The sequence below is a fragment of the Mesotoga sp. UBA5825 genome (assembly GCF_002432955.1).
Taxonomy (GTDB): Bacteria; Thermotogota; Thermotogae; order Petrotogales; family Kosmotogaceae; genus Mesotoga.
In genome coordinates this window covers 96,346-117,644 of record NZ_DJHG01000029.1, presented here as the reverse complement: position 1 = coordinate 117,644, position 21,299 = coordinate 96,346, and the positions used below count along the sequence as shown (strand labels likewise).

19 protein-coding genes and 1 tRNA gene are annotated in these 21,299 nt (G+C 45.0%); 16 read left to right on the top strand and 4 right to left on the bottom strand.

All coding sequences use genetic code 11. The features are described from left to right. Positions 1–21: 21 nt before the first annotated feature. The gene (locus tag B3N33_RS03035) at positions 22–1,845 is read left to right on the top strand and encodes a PEGA domain-containing protein (RefSeq protein ID WP_292592154.1); all 1,824 of its coding nucleotides are present in this window, start codon (positions 22–24) and stop codon (positions 1,843–1,845) included. A 31-nt stretch (positions 1,846–1,876) separates the two neighbouring features. Here the strand turns inward: B3N33_RS03035 and B3N33_RS03030 are convergent, their stop codons facing one another. Then, complete coding sequence (locus B3N33_RS03030) at positions 1,877–2,614, bottom strand: pseudouridine synthase (RefSeq protein ID WP_292592153.1); 738 nt, start codon at positions 2,612–2,614, stop codon at positions 1,877–1,879. 64 nt (positions 2,615–2,678) lie between these two features. On the opposite strand from B3N33_RS03030, the gene recJ reads away from it, so the two are divergent. The 5 genes from recJ to B3N33_RS03010 all read left to right on the top strand — a co-directional run bounded on the left by recJ (position 2,679) and on the right by B3N33_RS03010 (position 7,867). Then, on the top strand, positions 2,679–5,822 hold the full coding sequence (gene recJ, locus B3N33_RS03025; RefSeq protein ID WP_292588374.1) for a single-stranded-DNA-specific exonuclease RecJ: 3,144 nt from the start codon (positions 2,679–2,681) through the stop codon (positions 5,820–5,822). Further along, complete coding sequence (locus B3N33_RS13020) at positions 5,794–6,087, top strand: DUF3343 domain-containing protein (protein WP_414674172.1); 294 nt, start codon at positions 5,794–5,796, stop codon at positions 6,085–6,087. Before recJ ends, B3N33_RS13020 begins: the two co-directional genes overlap by 29 nt. After that, on the top strand, positions 6,068–6,778 hold the full coding sequence (gene ruvX / locus B3N33_RS03020; RefSeq protein WP_103133871.1) for a Holliday junction resolvase RuvX: 711 nt from the start codon (positions 6,068–6,070) through the stop codon (positions 6,776–6,778). The genes B3N33_RS13020 and ruvX overlap by 20 nt, the downstream gene beginning before the upstream one ends. Beyond that, positions 6,757–6,832 (top strand) — tRNA-Arg (locus B3N33_RS03015). The genes ruvX and B3N33_RS03015 overlap by 22 nt, the downstream gene beginning before the upstream one ends. Before the next feature lie 24 nt (positions 6,833–6,856). Continuing rightward, complete coding sequence (locus B3N33_RS03010) at positions 6,857–7,867, top strand: rod shape-determining protein (protein ID WP_214060755.1); 1,011 nt, start codon at positions 6,857–6,859, stop codon at positions 7,865–7,867. Here the strand turns inward: B3N33_RS03010 and B3N33_RS03005 are convergent, their stop codons facing one another. Continuing rightward, on the bottom strand, positions 7,868–8,686 hold the full coding sequence (locus B3N33_RS03005; protein ID WP_214078742.1) for a DUF368 domain-containing protein: 819 nt from the start codon (positions 8,684–8,686) through the stop codon (positions 7,868–7,870). Between the two features lie 143 nt (positions 8,687–8,829). Between B3N33_RS03005 and sufC the strand changes: the two genes are divergently transcribed. From sufC to sufU, 5 genes are read left to right on the top strand one after another with little or no spacing between them, the layout of a single operon-like run. Next, positions 8,830–9,582: a Fe-S cluster assembly ATPase SufC gene (gene sufC / locus B3N33_RS03000; protein ID WP_099829119.1), complete on the top strand. Its 753-nt coding sequence runs from the start codon at positions 8,830–8,832 to the stop codon at positions 9,580–9,582. A 2-nt stretch (positions 9,583–9,584) separates the two neighbouring features. After that, a complete protein-coding gene (gene sufB, locus B3N33_RS02995) occupies positions 9,585–10,979 on the top strand; it encodes a Fe-S cluster assembly protein SufB (protein ID WP_099829120.1) in 1,395 nt (464 codons plus the stop codon). A gap of 10 nt (positions 10,980–10,989) precedes the next feature. Beyond that, on the top strand, positions 10,990–12,186 hold the full coding sequence (locus B3N33_RS02990) for a SufD family Fe-S cluster assembly protein (protein WP_214078743.1): 1,197 nt from the start codon (positions 10,990–10,992) through the stop codon (positions 12,184–12,186). After that, positions 12,164–13,387: an aminotransferase class V-fold PLP-dependent enzyme gene (locus tag B3N33_RS02985; protein WP_292592150.1), complete on the top strand. Its 1,224-nt coding sequence runs from the start codon at positions 12,164–12,166 to the stop codon at positions 13,385–13,387. The genes B3N33_RS02990 and B3N33_RS02985 overlap by 23 nt, the downstream gene beginning before the upstream one ends. Next, positions 13,384–13,824, top strand: a complete 441-nt coding sequence (sufU, locus tag B3N33_RS02980) for a Fe-S cluster assembly sulfur transfer protein SufU (RefSeq protein ID WP_214060751.1) — start codon at positions 13,384–13,386, stop codon at positions 13,822–13,824. The genes B3N33_RS02985 and sufU overlap by 4 nt, the downstream gene beginning before the upstream one ends. A 48-nt stretch (positions 13,825–13,872) precedes the next feature. Here sufU and B3N33_RS02975 read toward each other — a convergent pair whose 3' ends face one another. Together B3N33_RS02975 and B3N33_RS02970 are read right to left on the bottom strand one after the other, a co-directional pair. After that, a complete protein-coding gene (locus tag B3N33_RS02975) occupies positions 13,873–14,145 on the bottom strand; it encodes a chromosome segregation protein SMC (RefSeq protein ID WP_214060750.1) in 273 nt (90 codons plus the stop codon). Further along, on the bottom strand, positions 14,142–15,845 hold the full coding sequence (locus tag B3N33_RS02970; RefSeq protein WP_214078746.1) for a tetratricopeptide repeat protein: 1,704 nt from the start codon (positions 15,843–15,845) through the stop codon (positions 14,142–14,144). The genes B3N33_RS02975 and B3N33_RS02970 overlap by 4 nt, the downstream gene beginning before the upstream one ends. 96 nt (positions 15,846–15,941) lie before the next feature. Here B3N33_RS02970 and secG point away from each other — a divergent pair, with 96 nt between their 5' ends. The 5 genes from secG to B3N33_RS02945 all read left to right on the top strand — a co-directional run bounded on the left by secG (position 15,942) and on the right by B3N33_RS02945 (position 21,032). After that, complete coding sequence (gene secG, locus B3N33_RS02965; protein ID WP_099829126.1) at positions 15,942–16,193, top strand: preprotein translocase subunit SecG; 252 nt, start codon at positions 15,942–15,944, stop codon at positions 16,191–16,193. Positions 16,194–16,205: 12 nt separating this feature from the next. Next, the gene (tyrS, locus tag B3N33_RS02960) at positions 16,206–17,399 is read left to right on the top strand and encodes a tyrosine--tRNA ligase (RefSeq protein WP_292592148.1); all 1,194 of its coding nucleotides are present in this window, start codon (positions 16,206–16,208) and stop codon (positions 17,397–17,399) included. Positions 17,400–17,488: 89 nt separating this feature from the next. Next, a complete protein-coding gene (locus B3N33_RS02955; RefSeq protein ID WP_292592146.1) occupies positions 17,489–19,177 on the top strand; it encodes an S-layer homology domain-containing protein in 1,689 nt (562 codons plus the stop codon). 116 nt (positions 19,178–19,293) lie between these two features. Then, the gene (locus B3N33_RS02950) at positions 19,294–20,550 is read left to right on the top strand and encodes a hypothetical protein (protein WP_292592145.1); all 1,257 of its coding nucleotides are present in this window, start codon (positions 19,294–19,296) and stop codon (positions 20,548–20,550) included. Positions 20,551–20,603: 53 nt separating this feature from the next. Continuing rightward, positions 20,604–21,032, top strand: coding sequence for a hypothetical protein (locus tag B3N33_RS02945; protein ID WP_214060660.1), 429 nt, complete (start codon positions 20,604–20,606; stop codon positions 21,030–21,032). Positions 21,033–21,299 lie beyond the last annotated feature (267 nt).

Here is a 21,299-nt window from a genome sequence, read left to right as displayed (position 1 = left end):
CTGATATGGGAGGGATAGTCTATGAAGAAAACAATACTGGTTATTCTCAGTTTTTTCTTGGCAGTATCACTATTTGGGATTGTAACTTATGACATGCAGAAGGTAATTATTGTACCGGAGCAGCCGCAGGGGGGGCTGGAGGTTTCCATTTGGCTTGACAGAGATAACGGTTCTCTTTACTATTCAGGCGAAGAGGTTAAGACTTACTTCAAAGTCAATAAAGATGCATATATAGCGATATACGATATCACACCAAATGGAGAAATCCAGCTGATATTCCCTAACGGTTATGATCGCAGCAATTTCGTCAAGGCTGGAGTGACCTACACTCTTCCAACGGAGAACGCCACGACGAGATACCGTCTTCAGTTGACGAGTGAGACAGGTGGAGGAAAGGAGATCTTTCAGATTGTTGCATCGACGTCTTCCCTTGGATTTCTTGACGATTTGATGGTGAGAGCTCTGGCAGGAGATATCTTCCCCAAGGCCAGTTCAGGGGCGGAGGACTTCGTAGTTTCAAAAGTAATACCTGTTATTGATAAGCAGGAGTATGCCGTTTCCACTGCTTGGTTCTATCTCGATGTGATGCCCAGCACAGGACGAGCGAGGATAACAACAACTCCTTCAAACGCAACAATTTATGTTGACGGTAAAATGATAGGTACCAGTCCGATAAACATTGACCTCGACGTGGGCAATCATATTGTTACTGCGTATATGAGCGGATACAGTAAAGAAACGAGGCAGTTCACTATCGAAAGTGGGAGAACGCTGGATGTAAGACTTGATTTGCAGAAGTTAGCAAAAGAGTATCAATTCTCTCTTGTCACAAATCCAAGCGATGCAACTGTGCATATTGATGGCAAGCTTGTAGGAAGAACACCCCTGAATGTCACCTTGGAAGAAGGCACGAAGAGTATCAGCGTTTCTAAGGCTGGATATCAGACATACACAGAGACTTTTGTCCTGAATCGTAACATTTCCAAGTCTATCACTCTGACTTCTATGGTTCAGAATTATCAACTGTCGGTAATAACGAGTCCTTCAGGGGCAGATATTTATGTGAATAACGCTTACATTGGGAGATCCCCGTTAAGTGTGACTCTGGAAGGCGGAACAAAGAACTTGAGAATTGAGAGATCGGGATACGAGACATACACTGAAAACTTCATTCTTGATCGCTCGATTTCGAAGTCCATTACCTTGACTCCTCAAGTGAAAGAGTACAGATTGAGCGTAACGAGTTCACCTTCCAACGCCCTTGTCTACATAAACGGAACATATCAAGGCAGAACCCCGCTTACTCTTACCTTGAGGGAGGGATCTTACGCCATCAGAGTAACCGCAGATGGCTATGAAGATTTCTCTACTAATGTAACACTTGCTAGTGATAGACAAGTAAGTGCCACTCTTTATGCAAAGAAGGCCAGACTGACAGTAGAAACAGAGCCGACAAATGCATCGGTTTTTGTAGATAACGTTTATGTGGGCAGATCTCCGCTATCCGTTGATCTTGATGCGGGGAGGCATACGATCAGAGTAGAGAAGTCTGGCTATATAACGGACAGCAAAGATGTCAATCTCGCTGCCGGAACCAGTTCATCGACGAAAATCACTCTGATTGAAGAAAGGCCGGTTGCCAGGATTACAATTTCCTCTGATCCGAGCAATGCGAGAATCTTCATTAACGGAAAAGATTATGGTAGATCAAACAGGGTAGTTGAACTTGATCCAGGATATTATGAAGTAGTGCTTGTTCTGGACGGATATCGCGTGTCGGTTACATATAGATACTTTGGCAAGGGAGATCACAATCTCTCCTTCAACCTTTCAAGAATCGACTGATATCTTCTCCTGTTACCCGAATAACCGGGACTCAAGTCCCGGTTATTCTTTTTCTGTCTGTCTCAGATAGGTATATCCACTTTCCGGGGCTCAATCGATCGGGAAGGTAATATGCGCCGATCCTGTTTCGGTGAAGGTTTCTCACCTTGTTTCCTACTGCCAGAACGAGTCTCTTGACTTCGTGATACCTGCCCTCCGTCAGTACAATTCTCAGATGAAAAGAATCTAGTTCTTCAACTGATACCGGCATAGAAAACTCTTCATCGCCTATTGAGACTCCTTGCGAGAGAAGTGAGATCTCATCTGAAGTAATCTCATTGACAGTCTCTACGAAATACTCCTTCTCGACCAGCTTGTTCGGCGAAATCACGTTGTGAATGAACTCGCCGTCGTTTGAGAGTATTACAAGTCCTGTTGTGTCTTTATCAAGCCTTCCGGCAATGGACAGTTCGGCAGAAAAGACTTCATCTATCAGGTCGAAGACATTCTCTCCTTCGTCTCTCTCTCTTGAGCAGACAAAACCTCCAGGTTTGTTCAGAGCTATGTAGACCATTCCAAAGGCCTTTATGTGCTCTCCGTCCAGAAGTACTTCATCGTTCGCGCTAACACTTGCAGACGGGGTATCGACGACTCTTCCATTAACGACTACTCTTTGACTTCTTATCATCTTTCTGCTCTGGCTTCTGCTGAAGCCAGAGAACTTAGAAACATAGCCATCCAATCTCATAAACAGATTGTACAATACACCTTCTTGAGGTACCAGTATCACGCACCTCCAAGCTATTGTGCATGATGTTATAATCTTTTAAAAGAAAAAGAGAGGGTGGATCTATATGAGAAAGGAGTGGCTTCTCCTAAAGCCTGATGATGAGGCCGTAAACAGATTGGTCGAATTCATGGGAATCGATGTGTTTTTGGCAAGATTACTGGTAACGCGAGGAATTGATGACGAAGTTGAAGCAATGAGGTTTCTGAATCCAGATAAGACGATTCTTCATGATCCCTTCATTCTTGAAGGTATGCAGCTTGCAGTTCGTACAATAATAGAGACTAGAGAGAGAAACGAGAGCATCGTTGTCTTCGGTGATTATGATGTCGATGGTGTAACCAGTACAGCGCTCCTGTATCTTGCAATGAAAAGAATGGGGTTCAATGTTAGTTATTACATTCCCTTAAGGCTTGAGGAAGGGTACGGTTTGAGCAAGGACGCAATAAAGGATCTAAGAGAACAGGGCCATAAACTACTGATTACCGTTGACTGTGGAGTCACTTCGTTTGAGGAGATCAAGTATGCAAAGGAAATAGGATTCAATGTTGTCGTAACCGATCATCACGAGGTGAAGGATATTCTTCCGCCCGCCGACGCCATAGTCAATCCCAAAAGACCTGACGACAACTATCCCTTTAAGGGACTTGCTGGAGTTGGCGTAGCTTTCAAATTGCTTGTTGCGCTTAATGAGACTCTACACTGTCCTATCGATCCGGAGGAATATCTGGATATCGTGGCGCTAGGTACTATAGCGGATATTGTACCCTTGAGAGATGAAAACCGCTACATAGTCAGGCAAGGTACCGCAAAGATCCAGAGCAGCCCGCTTCTTGGACTAAAGGCACTTTTGTCGTATCTTAGAATCCCGTCTGAAAACCTTACTGCGCAGGATATTGCCTTCAAGATTGCGCCCAAACTTAACGCGGCAGGGAGAATGGATTCAGCTATTGTTGCCCTCGAACTATTAATAAGTGAAGACATGGATTCAGCAATGAACACTGCTAGCCGGCTTCTGAAGCACAATCAGAATAGACAGACAATAGAGGCGAAGATCTTCGACCAGACTGAAAGAGATATCGACAGCACGTCCAGTTTCAAAGATGACTATGCGCTTGTTGTTGACGGCGATAACTGGCACCTTGGAGTTCTGGGGATTGTTGCCTCCAGACTTGTATCAATTCACAACAAGCCGGTTTTCTTGATATCTACCAACGGTTCCGACGGTAAGGGTTCCGCAAGAAGTCCTGCCGGTGTAAGCATAATCAGTCTCCTTAACGAAGTCTCTCACCTTTTGAGGGAGTTTGGCGGGCATGAGATGGCTGCAGGATTCAGCATAGACAAGGAGAACATCACTGAATTCCGAACGGCAATAAACGATGCTTACATAAGACTTTATGGGAAAAAGCAGCCGGTATTCAAGATAGACATCGACGATGTCCTCTCTATAGATTCTATTACATCCGCTATTCTTGATAAACTGGAGCTCTTGAGACCCTTTGGCCACTCAAATCCCGAACCGAGATTCCTTATAAAGGGACTTAACATAGAGAAAGCGAAGATGTTTGGCAGCGGCAGCGATCACGTGAAGTTGATTCTACGTTCTGGAGATAGAAAGACGCTTGCGATAGGTTACAACATGGGTTCAATGTTTGATGACTTCAAATATGTGAAGCCAAATCTCCTAAAGGTGGATGCGGTTGCTTCAATTAAGAGCGAGAACCTTTATGGACTGCAGAGTGTCAAACTCTCTCTTTCGGATGCAAAGCTTTACATTGATCCAGTCTTTGAAGAGGAAGTAAGGGACAAGAATTTCGTTTTTGAGTTTATAAGAGATTGGAAGAATCAGCAGCCCGGTTCGCAGGTAAAAACTGATGTATCCGCTCTGATAAGCGAGCTTGAGAAGAAGCTCTCTCATAAGTGTCCGGAGTTCATGGAAGTAAGCATCAAGAATCCATGGGGAGTGTTTGGCAACATCAGACTGAAGAACCCTTTTCTCGCTCTCAAAATACTTAAAAACTATCAGCAAGGCAAGAAGACTTTCGTTGTGTCTGCAATAAACGGCACGCTTGCACATACCTATTATTCTCTGCAGCACTATCTGGATTCTATAAAACCAGTCTTTGCCAACTCTCTGTACAGAGGAAGGTTGGATGAACCCGTTGTTTTCACCACTCTGCCCTTCTTCGTTGAAAGGTTTAACGAGATTGCTGAAATAGCCGGAGAGATTATTTTCGACGAACCTACTTATATTCTCTCGGGCATTTTCAAGGACCATCCAGATCTTGAAGGTTTTTTCTCAAACATCGATAAGGTCCTAGGAATATCTGGATTTGCAGGAAGTGTCTACTATGATGATTTGAAGGATTTTCTATCGGATAGAAGGATATCTCACGTATATAAGCCAAGTCCAATCAAAAGGGTGGGCATAATCGACAACCGAGGCTCCAGAAAGAAGGTCGAGCAGGTGATGTCGATCGTCGGTCATGGTGAGAATGTCGCTGTGATTGTTGATTCCCCACATAAGACGGTCACTCTTGCCAAATCTATGGGATCAAGATTATCCCATGCTCTTCAGAATGGGGAACTGATTTTCTACAATTATCTGCTGAAGGACTTTCAGAGGTCGGTAATATACTCACTTGTTGAGAGACAGAAGATCAGGGTCCTGATTACTACTCCATCTAGCGACGGACTTGGTGTCACTTTAGGTAACTCGAATATTGTATTCTACAGTGCGCCAAGGAACTTCCTGGAGATTATTGATTCTGTTTCGACCAGACCCGGTGAAGATTCGGAGTTGTTCTTGAATCTATCTTTCAACAAGGCCGACTTGATTTCTAATACCGGTGAAATGGACAGGCTTTTTCCGACAGTTGAAGAGCTTGAAGCCGTTTATCAGGACCTTAAGGATGTTCTGCCAGCGTCTGAGAGGGATATCAGAAAGGCCCTTAGCTTTGAAGACGGAATCTCGAAGGTCTTTCTTTCTATGTTGGAGGAGATGAAGCTTGTAAGTGCTGACGAAGGAATCTGGTACAGCAGTTCGAGCTCGGAACTCGACTCAGTTGAGGTGAAAAAGACATTGCGGTACAGAGAGGGAGTCGCTGAAAAGAGAATGACCAGATGGTTCGCCACCAAGCTTTCGACGATGACGACAAGAGGACTGCTTCGGAGTCTTACAAATGCAGAAGAGGTGCTTAAGGTTGGTTGACACCATGGTGCTGGATTCTCTGATAACAGTCTCGCGGCAAGAAATTATGAAGGCGCTGTCGCTGATTAGGGACGGAGGTTTGAATGCGAAGATCTTCCCTACTCCACCAGATTTATTCTTGGGTTGCTCGCTTTCAATTGCGGTCTCATCTGGAGATCTTTGCGCGAGCGTCAGCCTCCTAAAAGAGGCAGACATCGAGATTCTCCTTACTAACCATTGTGACGAAAACCCGGTAAGGTCCTTCTATGGTAAAACTTGGCATTGACTTTGGCACATCAAGAATCGGCCTTGCTTTACAGATAGAGGGTGTAGAAATCCCTCTAAGAACCATTGATCACTCAGGTTATCGCAAAACACTCTCAAGAATACTAGAGGAGAAGAAAGTCGAGATAGTTGTTATTGGATTACCAATCTCAATGTCTGGCAGATTCAGCGAATCTACTATGAGAGCAGTCTCATTTGCTGAAAAGGTGAAGAACATCTATTCTGGCCCAGTCTTTCTGGTGGATGAATCTCTAACTACAGAGACGGCGATGAGAATGTCTCAAGAAGTTGGACAGGATTTCTCGAAAGTAAAGGATGTTTTCAGTGCAATGCAGATTCTTAGAAATGAGTCTTCTATTACGGCCAGAAGGTGGGAGGTACGTGAGAGAAGAGTCGTCTGCCGTGATCTTCGTGAAATCCCTTCAAATAGCAGGGTATTGCTGTACAAACCAGAATCTGCTCGAATAGAAGGTATTGACTCTCTGGAGACAGACCCAGGAGTTTTTGTCGAAGATCCTCAGATCTTTCTGGCATTCAAGAGAAAAGGAATGAACCCGGTAAACCTTATTGATGACATAGACTTTTCAACTTACGATATAATAGTAATCGCTTGTGGAGAAGAGCTTGATGGGAAGTTAGATCTGAACTCAGAAGGTCCGCAGGTTATTGAGTGCTCGTGGCTCAACGGATAGAGCGCTGGACTCCGGATCCAGAGACTGTGGGTTCAAATCCCACCGAGCACACCATGTTTGCAACGCGGGAGGTTTTGTATGAAAAAGGGTGATCTTGGCATCGATTTGGGAACCGCTTCTCTCTTGGTCTTTCAGAAGGGCAAGGATATAGTGATTGATGAGCCTTCGGTCATCGCTGTTGAAACGAAGACGGGAAAGATAATCTCAATTGGTTCTGAAGCTAAGGAAATGATCGGTAAGACACCAAAGGACATAAAGGCTGTAAGGCCAATTCGAGATGGGGTTATTGCAGACTATCAGATTTTAGAACAGGCTCTCAAGGAACTTGTGAAGCGAACTCGCACGAAATTCTCCCTGTCCAGACCGGCGGTTGTTGTCGGTGTTCCAGCCAAGGTTACAAGTGTTGAGAGAAGAGCAGTTATCGAAGCCACAACGGCTGCAGGAGCAAGCAGAGTTTACCTGGTTCTTGAACCTGTGGTCGCTGCAGTCGGAGCAGGCCTTCACATATTTGATTCAGTGGGTAATATGGTTGTGGATATTGGAGGAGGGACTTCCGACATTGCCGTAATCAGCCTTGGCGGGATAGTAGTCTCGCGTTCTCTGAGAACTGCCGGAGATGCAATGGACGACGCGATAATCAAGTTTGTCAAGCGCAAGTACAAGTTTCTTATTGGCAGCTCGACTGCAGAGGACGTCAAAATTAAGATCGGGAAGGCTTTTCCCACTCTGGAAAGCTACGAGCTTGAGGTAAGAGGAAGAGATGCCCTGAACGGTCTTCCGGGTAATATTAGAATCACCTCTGACGATATTCATGAGGCGATATCTCAGATCTTGCAGGATATTGTTCTTAATCTTAGACAGATTCTGGAAGAGACACCTCCGGAAATCGCTGCCGACATAATGGATACAGGCGTTGTGCTCACAGGAGGTGGTTCTTTGATCCGAGGATTACCGGATTTGATAATTCAGGAGACCGGTATCAAAACCATAGTCTCCGAGGATCCAAGAACTTGCGTTGTCAAGGGAATAGGAGAGCTCCTTGAAAGCGATAAGCATCTTCAGAGAGTAGTGATAAATCACAGCAAATAGCTAGGTTCTTACTCTATTTCTCTTTTCGAGTATTACTATAAGGTATGAGAATGCTAGTCCCGAGAGAATTCCCACCGCTATTTGTATCAGATTGAAGTTGATCCCCGGTCTGGAGAGTAGATCGGGTATTGAGCCTAGCATAAGGCCAAGAAGGAAGGAGAAAGTCGCACAGCGGCACCTCTTCATCAAGAACTTCAGAAGTCTGCTTACGAAGACCACGCCAAGAATAACACCGACTCCGATGGAGGCAATGATTACTAAGTCTAGGTTCTTGAGAGCAGATATTGCCCTAGTGTATTCACCGAGCAGTAGAAGTATGAAGGCACCGCTAAGTCCGGGAAGGACCATAGCCGCCGCTCCAAAAAAACCTGCTACCACATCAAAAACGAGATTAAGAGCACCGCGATCAGAAATACTACCTTCTACCGACCTTGAACCAAGCAGAGATATTATGACAACGAGTACTACCCCGGCAGCGAAAGAGATAATCGAAGTCGCGCCGATTTTTTCAATGCGCCTGAATACAACTGGAATTCCTCCAGCAACGAGTCCGGAGAACATCCCATACATTAGCGAAGGGACGACTGAAAGAGAGAGATCTATTAGAGCTGCGAAAGCGAAGATCCCTATTCCTATGCCCGCGATAAGCTGAATCAGGAATACGAACTCTTTCTTCTTGATCCTCAAAGCTGTCAGCGATGAGACTGAATCCACAAATCGCTCATATATGCCTCCTAGAAGAGCGATTGTACCACCACTTACACCTGGAATGAGATTGGCTAGACCCATTAGTACACCTACAAAGATCACATAGAGCATTAGACACCCCCAGATCGCCATATCTCTAATTATATATCCTGTGACTTGTTTTCCTCACTTTGTGTACTCTTCTTTAATCTCGTCTATAATAGTCGGTATATGTTATAATTCAGATAATAAATAACGGATTTGGAGGGATTGACTTGACTCTTCTGGAAGTGAGGAATCTTCACGCTGTTCTTGCTGAGAATAATGAAGAGATATTGAAGGGAGTGAACCTAACCGTTAGGAGCGGAGAGATTCATGCCATTATGGGGCCTAACGGAAGCGGGAAATCCACCTTTGCAAATGTGCTGATGGGCAACCCAAAATACACAGTGACCGAAGGCACCATGAGGTTCATGAACAAGAACATATCAAGATTGTCTGTTGACGAGAGGGCTAGGCTAGGCATCTTTCTCTCTTTCCAACAGCCGCAGGAAATATCCGGAGTCAAGCTCAGAAGTTTTCTCATGGCTGCCTCTCAGAGCTTTGGGAACAAAACGCCTTTGCTTAAAATGAGTCAGGAAGTTGACAGATTGGCTTATAATATAGGTTTGGAGATGGAACTCATAGATAGGTATCTTAACGTAGGTTTCTCTGGTGGAGAGAAGAAAAAGGCCGAAATAGTTCAAATGTGTTTTTTGAAGCCTAAGTTGGCTATCCTTGACGAAATCGATTCCGGGTTGGATATAGATGCACTCAAGAGCATCGCTCGATCCATCAATGAATTCAGATACTCGGAGAACGCGATTATTCTGATCACACATTACAAAAGGTTGCTTGAACATGTGGAGCCGGATTATGTGCATATCTATGTAAATGGAACGATGGCAATAACTGGAGGTAAGGAGCTTTCAGTAGAAGTTGAAGAGAATGGCTACGAGGGGATCTTTGGGTCAGCAAAGGGGGCCTGAGGATGCGAAAAGAAGGATTAATCGACAGTACAAGGTTCGATTTTAGTTCAGATTCCAGGTACAGGTTTGTTAGCGAAAGAGGATTCAGGGAAGACCTAATAATCGATGTCTCGAAAAGGAAGAGCGAGCCTGAATGGATGCTTCATAAACGCCTTGAATCTCTGAGAATCTTCAACTCTTCGAGAGATCCTGAGTTTGGAGTTGATACAGAAAGTCTAGACCTAAGCAGGATAATCTCTTATCTAAGTCCCGATGCAGACAAGAAGAGATCATGGGATGATGTGCCTGAGGAGATCAGAGAGACATTCGACAGATTAGGTATTCCAGAGGCAGAGCGGGAATCGTTTGCAGGGGTAGGAGCTCAATATGATTCTGAGATAGTGTATCAGAATATCAGAAGGGAGCTTGAGGGTCTAGGCATAGTCTTTTTGGATATGGAGACGGCTGTTAAAGAGCATTCGGAATTGGTTAGGAGATATTTTATGAAGGCGGTTCCACCTGGCGATCACAAATACGCTGCGCTCCACGGGGCCGTCTGGAGTGGAGGTTCTTTCGTATATGTTCCCAAAGGGGTGAAGGTACCGCTCCCGCTTCAGGCATATTTCAGAATGAATGTGGGGGGCAGCGGACAGTTTGAACACACGCTTATCATTGCTGATGAGGGATCTGATCTTCAGTTCATTGAGGGCTGTTCTGCACCGAGATTCAACGATCTGAACCTCCACGTAGGAATGGTAGAGATATTCGTTCTGAACAAAGCCAGGGTCAAGTACTCGACTATTCAGAACTGGTCGAAGAACACATTCAACCTCAACACCAAGAGAGCGATCGTTGAGGAAGATGGAACAATCGAATGGATATCGGGCTCTCTTGGAAGTCTGAAAACAATGTTGTATCCTACATCCGTTTTGAAGGGAAGAGGTGCAAGAGCCGAGCATCTTGGAATAACTTACGCCGGTCCCGGTCAGCATATGGACATTGGATCCAAAGTGATCCATCTTGCTCCTGAAACCAGTTCACTTGTAGATGCTAGAAGCATAAGTGCGGGTGGAGGCTGGGCCTTCTATAGAGGTCTACTAGAAATATCTTCAAGAGCGAAAAACAGCAGGTCTTCAGTTCGATGTACGGCGCTGATGATAGATAACGATTCGAGATCCGACACAGTTCCGATCATTGAGGTAATGAATGACTCAGCAGAAATCGGCCACGAGGCGCGAATAGGAAGATTAGGGGAGGATGAAATATATTATCTCATGAGCCGTGGTCTGAGCGAATCGGAGGCCAAGGCAATGATTGTCAGGGGATTTATGGAACCCGTATCGCGCCAGTTCCCTGTGGAGTATGCGGTGGAACTCAATAGATTGATAGATATGGAGATTGAAAGCAGTATTGGTTGAGGTGACTACGATGGAAGTAACAACTGATTTCGTTCACAATAATTACAAAATGGTTAGACCACCCAGAAGAGAAGAGGTTTCAGTTGGGGATTTTGCCGATAGAGACTTTCTTCTCGCCGCAGATTTGGCTTCGCCTGCGATGTCTGCTTTCATTAGCAACAGGTATTCCGAATACAAGAAACTGTCATTTCCTTTATGGAAGCGGTTTAAGTTAACTGGAATGACCTTGCCTGACATCTCTCTCAGGCATCGCACGAAGTATACAGATCCAAATGCAAAACCCATGATCTCTCTTAGCAGTGACGAAGTAGAACTTCTTGACAGGCTGGATTTTGAAGGTTCTGACAGAAAACTTCTCTTGCTTGGAGACATTTGCTTCTCTGAAGGTACAATGATCTCCGTCCCGCCTCGAAAGAGAGTAAGCAAACCATATGTGATTCCGTTTAGTAGGGACTCAAGAATTATGAACAACCTATTTGTTTCTGGGAAGGGCTCGTCCATAAAGTTAGTCATAGATAGCACGTCTTCAGGTAACTGGCTTCTCCAGAACAACAGGTTTCTTATCAAGGAGGATTCCACTGTGGAGGTCCTTTACATAAATAGAATGACTGAAAGAGGTTATGGATTTTCGAACAACCTGTACTTTCTGGAGAAGAACGCTAAGCTAAGAGTAGTTGAGGCGAGTACGGGAAATGCCTCAATGGCGGTTTTCCATATGGTTCTCCTCGAAGGTGAAGGTGCGCAAGCATCTGTAAAACCTCTATTCGTTGCTCGCGGAGATACTGTTCTCGATATGCATTATGTGGTGAAAGCAATTTCGCGTAACTCGGAAGGCATGATTTCCGGATCAGGTGTTCTCCTTGACAACGGGAGAAGTGTCTTCAGAGGAACATTGGACATGAGGAAAGGCGCAAAGGGATCAAAGGCAAGTGAACACAGCAGCGTCTTGATGCTCTCTCAAAAAGCTAGAGCAGATACGATACCATCGCTGCTTGTGGGAGAAAGTGAAGTAGAAGCTTCTCATGCAGCGACCGTAGGATCTGTAGATGAACAAAGAGTCTTCTATCTAATGTCAAGAGGGTTTTCCAGAGAACGGGCGATCCGATTCATTGTTCAGGGAACTTTTGAGCCAGTACTCAAAGAGATCGACAAGATCTTTCCTACCTTCACGGAGGTGGTAAGAAATGAATTCGCAAAAGAAGTCTGAACCCAGGGTGAAAGACCTTAGAAGAGATTTTCCGATCTTCCGTAACCATCCGTCTCTAGTGTATCTGGACAATGCAGCCACAACCCATAAACCCGCGTCCATAATAGATCTTGTAAAAAGTTTCTACGAAGCCGAGAACGCTAACGTTCACAGGGCGGTATATCCTCTTGCGGAAAGGGCTACCAGTCTTTATGAGTACAGCAGACAAGAAATAGCACATTTTGTCGGGGCTGACCAAGATGAAGTAGTCTTCACAAAAGGTGCCACCGAGAGCCTCAGTCTTCTGGCTGCTTCGCTTGCCTCCTCAGGTGAGTACGGGACCTTCGTAGTTCCAATAATCGAACATCACAGCAATTTCCTCCCATGGCAGTATTACGCCCGGAGAAACGGGTTAGACTTTGTGGCTCTGCCCGCCGTTGGCGCAGAGTTATCGGTTGAAGATTTACGTAGGTCGCTTCGGGATATCGAAGGACCTTTCGTTTTTTCCATCGGTGGCTTGATGAATTCTACAGGTTACAGGACTCCCTTTGAGGAGATTACGGAGATTGTCCATTCTCTCGGTGGGATTATTGTCATCGACGGAGCTCAACTAATTCCTCACGAGAGTTTCGATTTCAGAGAATCGAAAACGGACTTTCTTGTCTTTTCCGGGCACAAGATGCTTGCCGAAACCGGTATCGGTTGCCTTGTTGGTCGATCGAGCCTAATAGAGGAGCTTTCACCTTTAGTTCTTGGAGGAGGAATGGTCAACCGTGTTGATGTTGAAGATTCCTCTTTCTCGGAGGGGGTCTCTAAACTCGAAGGGGGGACTCAGAACATAGCGGGCGCGGTCTCCCTTGCCGGAGCAACAAAGTATCTCAAAGGGATTGGCATGAAGTGGATAAATGATCACGTCTCCTATCTTACGAATATCGCAAGAGAGAGATTGGCGGAAATACCTGACTTAACTATTCATAGCCCATCATCGAGCCATGCCATACTGCTGTTTTCTCACAGGAGAATACACTCTCATGATCTCGCCGAGTTCCTTGGTAGAACCCAGAACGTTGCCGTAAGAAGCGGCCATCACTGTGCACAGTTGCAGATGGGTGCTCTTGGAGTATCTTCGGCATGCAGAGCGTCTCTATATCTGTATAATACCCTTGAAGATATCGATAGGCTTTTTGAGGGAATAACTAAAGCGGAGAGGTGGTTCTCGTGAACTTCGAGCAGCTTTATGCCGACTTCGTAATGCATCACTATAAGAACAGCATGTACAGAGGACTTCTGCCGGCCTCTACATGCAGTGTAGAAGGATCGAATACGTCTTGCGGTGACTCGATCATTATTCATCTCGAAGAAGGCGAATCCACGATTCAGGCAGTGAGATTTGAGGGCGAGGGCTGTGCGATCAGCCAGGCATCAGCTTCAGTCATGGCTGAGATTCTCGAAGGCAAGACTTATGACGAGGCCCGGGAGATAGTAGAGAGTTTTGAAAAGATGTTGCGAGGGGAGAGCTTTAACGAATCGCTGATTGGTGATGCGTTATTCTTTCAGGGACTGAAGGATCACCCGATGAGAGTCAAATGTGTGAATCTGCCCTGGAAGACGGTAGCCAAAGCTCTGGCTTTGAACGAGCAAAAAAAGACCGGTGCATAACACCGGCTATACTCTGCGCTGAAGTAACCCTACAGTTTGATTATACACTTATTGGTCTGTAGAATCAACTTTTTTGTCTCTCTCCGCCAGATACTTGTCCAGTTTCTCTTGCTCGTTGCTGAAAAAGTAATTCTTAGGGTTTTCTGCCATTTTCGTAACTTCGCCAAAGAGAGAATCTAATACGCCCATAAGCGTCTCTCGCTCATTTTCACTGAATTCAGTCTTCAGCGCTTGCTTAACCTTTTCTTCATCTGTTCTATCACTAGTGTCGCTTTCAAGTGCTTCAAAAAGCCTCTCTAATAACTCGTCAATATTATTCACTGTTCTCCTCCTGATCGAGAAAGCCTCATTATGTACTTACCTAGCGAATCATTGTTAGTCTTAATCTCACTGACCGTGCCCTTCTCTAACGCACAGAGAATTGCCAGGGTTACTTCTTCGGGGTTCTCGTTCGCTTCTTCTTCAAGTGTATCAACGTCGGTTCCGCCATACTCAGAAAGCTTCGCGATCCTAAGCGCAAAATCGAAGCTCAAATCCTTTAGCTCTTCAAGGTACTCATCTATAAAGGAGTCGGTTCTGAAGGGCAAGCCCGAGAGTACCCATCTCTGAACGTACAATAACGTCCTGAATATCCCGGTAGTCTTGCCACTTCCAGATATAAGGAAGGCCATAAGGTATGAAAGATATTCTTGCTGAGAAGGATAAGCTTCCAGTTGAGAGATAAGTTCTGTGAAGAAACCCATTTCAGCCAAAGTAATCTCCCTGATTTCCTTTGGGATAGCTCCTTCAGAGAACGCAGAGATCCTTTTGGTTACTTCGGCATTGTCAAGTTCAGAGAGCAACCCATTAAGAGATTCAACGTTAATCTTTCCCGATTCGATCAAGTTACAAGTCGAAAAGTCTTTGCTGAGAAACCGTCCTCTCAAGTACCTGTAATAAGACTCATTCAGTGTGTTTTCGAAGACAAGCTCTCTCTCAATAACTCCCTCTGACAAATACTTATGAAGGAGCAGAAGCGTCTTGAGCTCGAGGTAAGTATCATCGAGCAACTCGAGTGCAACGTCGTACTCGCCCATCATGTCAAGCACACGTGATTCAAACATCAGAGCTTTTTGATCGGCGGTGTTGTTATAGTAACTTCGGCAATGCGAAAGAGAGTCCTCGAGCATTCCCATATTCTTCTCATTGATCGCGAGTTCGTATAGGACATCAGGGTTCCCGCTTATGGCATAGGCTGTCTTTAGGTCTTCGTAGGCTTCATATAGCTTGCCCTGTCTAGCCTTCGAAAAGGAGCGATTGTAGAAGCTCCTCCAGTCTTCATTACTACCGATGCTTTCAGTGAACGTCTCTTCTGCCAAGGCAAACTTTTGAACTTCGTTTAGGATAACACCCTTTCTCAGCAGGATATCCGAATAAAGGGGGAATCCCTTTCCTATCTTTCCGGCTATCTCCAACGCCTCATTGTACTCTCCCTTAGAGATAAAGCAATCAATTACTGCGACAAAAGGAAGGGCAAACTGCCCTCCAGACTCTTCTATTGATTTCAGGTAGGAAACAATTGCATCATCAAATTCCTCTTGAGACTGGAGCAGCCTTCCGAGTTCAAAGTAACCGATGTAGAATTCATCGTTCATCTCAATAGACCTTCTCAGTTCGATTTCGGCAAGTTCAGTTCTTGCCTCTTCCCTAAACATCAATCCTCGATAGAAGTGATATCTGTAATCCTTCTTTATCTTGCCTGCCTTATCTAAATACTCCGTTGATTCCCCGATAGCCCCAGAGTTCAAAGCTCTTTTGAAGGCCTCGAAGTAGTAGTAGAGCAGATAGGACTCGTAGTAGTCATCTCGTTCGATCTTACATTGGGCTTCAAGTCCCCTGATTATTATGTCTAGTTCTATCCTGTCCCTGTCTGCGATTTTCTCCAGATCTTCTGCAAGGACGGGAAGCTTCACCGGAAGATTGTTCGCCTTTGCCATTTCTGGCTTTATTGGAAGATAGATTAAGACAGTTTTGTCCTTCAAAAAAAATCACCAACCGCTTTCTGCTCTCATTTGCTACAAACTCGCACATATTGTATAATACCAGAAGAGCGATAGAAGATACAGGAGGTTTTCTTGATGGTTGTTCTTGCTTATGCACTTATTTCCCTGCACATTGCAATAAGTGTAGGACTTGGAATTGCTGTGATGCTGCAGATGTCTAAGTCTGCAGAGCTCGGTGGAGCTTTCGGAGGTGGTGCTTCCCACACTATGTTTGGAAGAAAGAAAGGTCTGGATACCATGGGAAAGATAACACTTGGCCTTGCCATAGGATTTATGGCAAACAGTATTTTGATTGCATTTGTGGTTTCCAGAGCATTTGGCGCTTAGGTGGTAGAGTTGTTGAACCCTGAAGAACAGTTTAAGGAGCTTTCGAAGAATCATGTTTCACTAATTTCTGAAGAAGAGCTTCTTGGAAAACTTAAGAATAAGCGGTCGTTGAGGGTTAAACTGGGAGTTGATCCATCTAGACCGGACTTACATCTTGGTCATGCGGTGGTCCTGAGGAAGCTTCGTCTCTTTCAGGATTTCGGGCATCAAGTGGTGTTGATCATCGGAGACTTCACTGCGAGGATCGGCGATCCTTCGGGGAGATCAAAGACCAGACCCATGCTTTCAAGGGAAGAAGCGAGACTGAACGCTGAATCCTACAGCAAGCAGGCGTTCAGGATTTTGGACAGAGATCGCACCGAGATTAGGTTCAACTCGGAATGGCTTGACCCAATGAGTTTTGAGGATGTGATTCGTCTTTCTGCAAAGTATACTGTGGCCAGAATGATGGAAAGGCATGATTTCGCCAGGAGATACGCTGATAACGAACCAATTGCTGTCTCGGAATTTCTCTATCCTCTTGCGCAAGCTTACGATTCTGTCGTTGTTAAAGCCGATGTAGAGATCGGCGGCGATGATCAATTTTTCAACCTTGTTGTTGGCAGAAAGATACAGGAAGAGTACGGACTTGAGGCTCAGGCAATTCTCACCGTTCCTTTGATCGAAGGGACAGATGGAAAGCTGAAGATGTCGAAGAGCTACGATAATTACATAGCTTTTGATGATTCTCCGAGGAACATGTTTGGCAAGGTTATGTCAATTCCAGACTCGCTGATGTCAAAGTATTTCAGACTGTTAACCGATAAAAGCGATCAGGAGCTTGAGGAGATAGATAAGAAACTCCAAGATAAAACAGTGAATCCAAGAGATCTGAAACTAGAATTGGCTGTGGAGATCACTTCTCAGTTCTTTGATAGAGAGACTGCCGAAAGCTCAAAAGAGGAGTTTATAAACATTTTCCGAAATAAGGAGCTTCCTGAGGAGATGCCGGAAATAAAACTTGTGGAAGACAGTATTTCAATTGTCGATCTTCTCGTTTCTCGTGCTAAGATTCAATCAAGAAGCGAAGCAAGAAGATTGATAGATCAGGGTGGAGTGAGAATAAATGATCAAGTACTAGAAGATATCCATTCAGTTCTTGAGATTTCCGATGGTGATGTTCTTAGAATCGGAAAGAAGCGTTTCTATCGCCTTGTTAAGTGCTGAATACTCTTGAATATAGACGCATTTTTACTGTATAATTAATACGTAGTTTGCTGTAGAAAATGACAACATTTTGAAAGGGGGTAGGATCCATGAAGAAGCTTTCTATACTGGCACTTGTCGTTGTTGCTTTTGCAGCCCTAACTCTGGGTGTAGAGTACAGCGATTTGTCAGAGAATCACTGGGCCTACGATAGCGTTATTAAGACGACATCCGGTGGATTGTTCATTGGTTTCCCTGATGGCACATTCAGAGGTACTGAATTTGCTACGCGTTACCAGCTTGCCATGACTCTTGCCAGGTTCATGGATTATTCTGATGCCGGGGATGCTAAACTTCAGGAAGTGGTATTTTCCCTCACTAAGAAAGTTGCGGGACTCTCCCTGGAGATCTCTGACAACAAGAAGAATTTGGTTGACTTAACGGCGGAACTGAGGGCTCTTGAAGCAACTGTCGCATCTCTGAAACAGAGTTCAGTAACAGGGGATTTCGTGTCGCTTAAGACTTTTGACGACACAGTTGCATTTCTCTATGATGAGATCGACAGACTCTCTGAGGAAGCAGTAAGCGCAAATGAGGGTATTGAACTCATTAATGAGAAGCTGAAAGCGTTGACAGGCGTTCCCTCGGACATTGAGGCTCTAAAGAATAGGGCCACCGACCTTGAAGTAACGGTTAAACTCCTCGGACAGGCGATTGCCAACATGAAGAAGAATGAAACTGCTCAAGAAGCTGATTTCGCTGCGCTTGCCTCAAGGGTCGATGTTTCCGAAAATGTTATCAATAGCTTGACTTCTGACCTATTTGCACTAAGGAGAGGGATGGCTACGAAGGCTGATCTTGCCGATTTGGAAGCGAGACTGACGGGCGAAATGCCTGATCTCGAGCCTTTCGTGACCAATGAGGAGTTAAATGACAAGCTTTCAGTAATGTACACGCGGATCCTCATGATTCAGGACAGCATTGCCAAGATGCCCGAAGTCAAGTACTACGACTCAGAGATAGTTAAACTGGAGTCGGCTATCTTTGATGCGGAAGAAATGCTAGAAGTTGCTTTCGATCAGGTTGACTTGAACATTGCAAGACTTGACGACTTGGACGGAAAGCTTGCTGAAATTAAAGCTGATCTCTCAACGAAAGCAATGGCGAGCGATGTCGATCCGATTAAGGCAAGAGTAACGGATCTCGAAGTAACAGCTAAGATGCTTAGCAATGCTGTGATGGCTGCGAATAAGCGGATTGCAGAGTTGAACTATGTGACTCCTGATCAGCTGACAGCAAAAATGAATTTCCTTTACAAGAAACTTGGACTCACAGAAGAGAGACTGAAGGCAGAGATCGGAATTCTCGGTAATGAGCTATCCTCGCTGAGAAGTGACGTTTCCGACAACTACGAGATGTTAGAAGTCGCCTTCGATCAGATTGATGCCAACATCGCAGTTCTTGACGAACACGCCGATATGATCGCTTCTATCGAAGGTATAACAACTTCTCTTGAGGGAAAAGTTGGAGTTCTCGAGGAAGAAGTCGACAGTCTGAAGAGCATTACCAACACAATGGCCATTCAAATGTTTAAGCTCGACAGGAGCAAGGCAGACAAGACTGCTCTTGCAGCTGCAGAAACGAGGATCTCTGCGCTCGAAGAGAACGACGTGGCCTTGGAAAGCAAGATATCGGCTCTGGAAGAGATACAGAAGCAGAATGTGATCAATACAAATGCAGCTATTATTCTTTCTTTTGTGGCACTTGCATTTGGAGCGGTAGGTTTAATCCTGAAATGATCTCTCTGTGCAACTTAGCAACACGTGTGTTTGCTTTTGTTACATGAAATGTGGTATATTTACGTTATGCGCATCACCAAAAACCAAAAACACTCTTATAAAGGGGGTAAGTGTGCATGAAGAAGCTTGTTGGAATCTTAGTGGTACTTCTGGCCATCTCGGTCGCTTTCTCGGCTACCATAACTTTGAGCCCTACAATCAAAGGTACGCTCTGGGGCCATGCGGAACTTAACAAGGATGGGCTAAATACCGCACTCGGAATCAAGGACTTATCAGTTAGTTTCGGTGCCAAGGCAGACGTTTCGGACATCACTCTCAGTTTGACCATTACACTTCCATCTGACAAGACCACAGTTGTCCTGAATTCTTTCACTGCGGAGAATGATGCGGCGTCTTTAAGCTGGTACGCTGCGAAGTCTTTTGCTGGTGGAACAAATGCAAATCCAGGTTTGAAGTGGTTCAAGTGGTATGATGACAACGCGGCAAATGTCACAATGGCTTTGGTGCTCAAAGACCTCGGGTTGAGCATTGGTACCCAAGAAGCTGCTACGGACAAGATTGCATTGTTCGGTTCATGGGATATATTCTCTTTTGCCGCTCAGACAGGTCTTGATGCTCTTAAGTGGGGCGGAGATGTAATTGCCGAGGCGACTCTAAAGCCATTGGCAGGACTAGTTATTTCTGGCGGCGTGAAGGCGACGGATCTTCTAGGTGCAGCTACATTCAATTATGTAGTAGATGCAAGTTATGAGTTCAGCATTGGTCTGCTTTCACTCAATCCTTACGCAAGATATTCAGACACACTAGGCCAGTACGCTGGACTCGGAGTCGCGTATGAAATAGGGGTTCTCGAGATCACAGGTGACGTGATGTATGATATCGAGGCAAATGCAGTTGAGACCTGGATTCAGCCCGTTATTTCCAAGGATGGAATCGGTTGGGCAGGCGTGAAGTTTGGTTACGACTATGATTTCGGAGCCACAACCCAGACTATGACTTTAGGATTCTTAGTGAAGTCAAACGGTTGGGCAGCTGGACCTGTCAGTGTTGACCTTTATGTGGGATCCGGCTATTACAATACGTTCTACGCAAATGGAGCAAGGAAATTCGGTGCAGAGATCATTGGCGATGTTCTTGCCGATGTTAAGGACATATCAGTCTATGGAAAGGCAGCTCTCGATCTTGCGATGGGCGATTTTAAACCTTCTATCACAGGAGCTGCTGGATACTATTTCCTCGACGGCTCGAAGGAACTTGTTCTAGGTTTGAGTTTCCCTGTCCTTATTGATGGGTTCAACTTTGAAGCAGGGGTCGATGTGTTTGATCCAGCAGACACCTGGTTCGCCGGTCTCTATTACAATTACAAGTTCTGATCTACGTTTTATACAACCGGCCCAACACGGGCCGGTTTTTTTTAGGTGAGAGCATGAGAGGAATATATATATTTCTGGGAAATCTTTTGATGATAGTTGCGGTAGTCATAGCACTCTTGTTTGGAGGTGGGCAGGTTGTCAATGCTTTGCTGGATGGAAAGAGCATTGATATAGACATTATGGACTTTCTCTTTCCATTTGCTCTGTTTATTACCGGTTTCTTCCTTCAGTATTGTTCTCTTGCTAAGAGAATTGCTCTGCCGATCTTTGAAGAGCTGCTGCTTGCCGCCACTCTGTTTCTATATATCAGAGATAGCCTTGCAGGCGGCTTCACCTGGTGGCTGACTCCTCTGAGAGACTACATCCCCTCTTCTCTTGCCTTTACGATTATTGGCTACCTGTTGCCGGGAGTAATCGTCTTTGTCATGGCGACGCTAATAGTACTTATGATCATAGTCTCTGGAGAAAAGGAAGAGGAGTAGAGAGGCTAACTTTCAAGAAGAGTATCGCTTTGGCCTGTGAACTGGTGGAAAACAGGAAATAATCAGACTTGACTTGTTCGAGGAGTGATTGTGAGAAACATCTATCACTCAATGATCGACTTCATCGGGAAGTCTGAGAAGTCTAGAGTTGATGCTCAATCGATTTTGAACGCTTACTTGTTAGGGCTTATAGAATTAGCAACTTTCAATAATGTGATTACAAGTATTGTCAGACTATGTTGGTGTGTTTTACTTCCGATAAGACTC

Excerpts from the sequence above, each read along its gene's own strand:
- B3N33_RS03035 (WP_292592154.1), top strand. The coding sequence starts at position 22 with ATGAAGAAAACAATACTGGTTATTCTCAGTTTTTTCTTGGCAGTATCA.
- sufB (WP_099829120.1), top strand. The coding sequence starts at position 9,585 with ATGCGAAAAGAAGGATTAATCGACAGTACAAGGTTCGATTTTAGTTCA.
- secG (WP_099829126.1), top strand. The coding sequence starts at position 15,942 with ATGGTTGTTCTTGCTTATGCACTTATTTCCCTGCACATTGCAATAAGT.
- B3N33_RS02985 (WP_292592150.1), top strand. The coding sequence starts at position 12,164 with ATGAATTCGCAAAAGAAGTCTGAACCCAGGGTGAAAGACCTTAGAAGA.
- B3N33_RS02950 (WP_292592145.1), top strand. The coding sequence starts at position 19,294 with ATGAAGAAGCTTGTTGGAATCTTAGTGGTACTTCTGGCCATCTCGGTC.
- B3N33_RS02990 (WP_214078743.1), top strand. The coding sequence starts at position 10,990 with ATGGAAGTAACAACTGATTTCGTTCACAATAATTACAAAATGGTTAGA.
- B3N33_RS03010 (WP_214060755.1), top strand. The coding sequence starts at position 6,857 with ATGAAAAAGGGTGATCTTGGCATCGATTTGGGAACCGCTTCTCTCTTG.
- B3N33_RS03005 (WP_214078742.1), bottom strand. The coding sequence starts at position 8,686 with ATGCTCTATGTGATCTTTGTAGGTGTACTAATGGGTCTAGCCAATCTC.
- B3N33_RS02955 (WP_292592146.1), top strand. The coding sequence starts at position 17,489 with ATGAAGAAGCTTTCTATACTGGCACTTGTCGTTGTTGCTTTTGCAGCC.
- ruvX (WP_103133871.1), top strand. The coding sequence starts at position 6,068 with ATGGTAAAACTTGGCATTGACTTTGGCACATCAAGAATCGGCCTTGCT.
- recJ (WP_292588374.1), top strand. The coding sequence starts at position 2,679 with ATGAGAAAGGAGTGGCTTCTCCTAAAGCCTGATGATGAGGCCGTAAAC.
- B3N33_RS13020 (WP_414674172.1), top strand. The coding sequence starts at position 5,794 with ATGCAGAAGAGGTGCTTAAGGTTGGTTGACACCATGGTGCTGGATTCT.
- B3N33_RS02945 (WP_214060660.1), top strand. The coding sequence starts at position 20,604 with ATGAGAGGAATATATATATTTCTGGGAAATCTTTTGATGATAGTTGCG.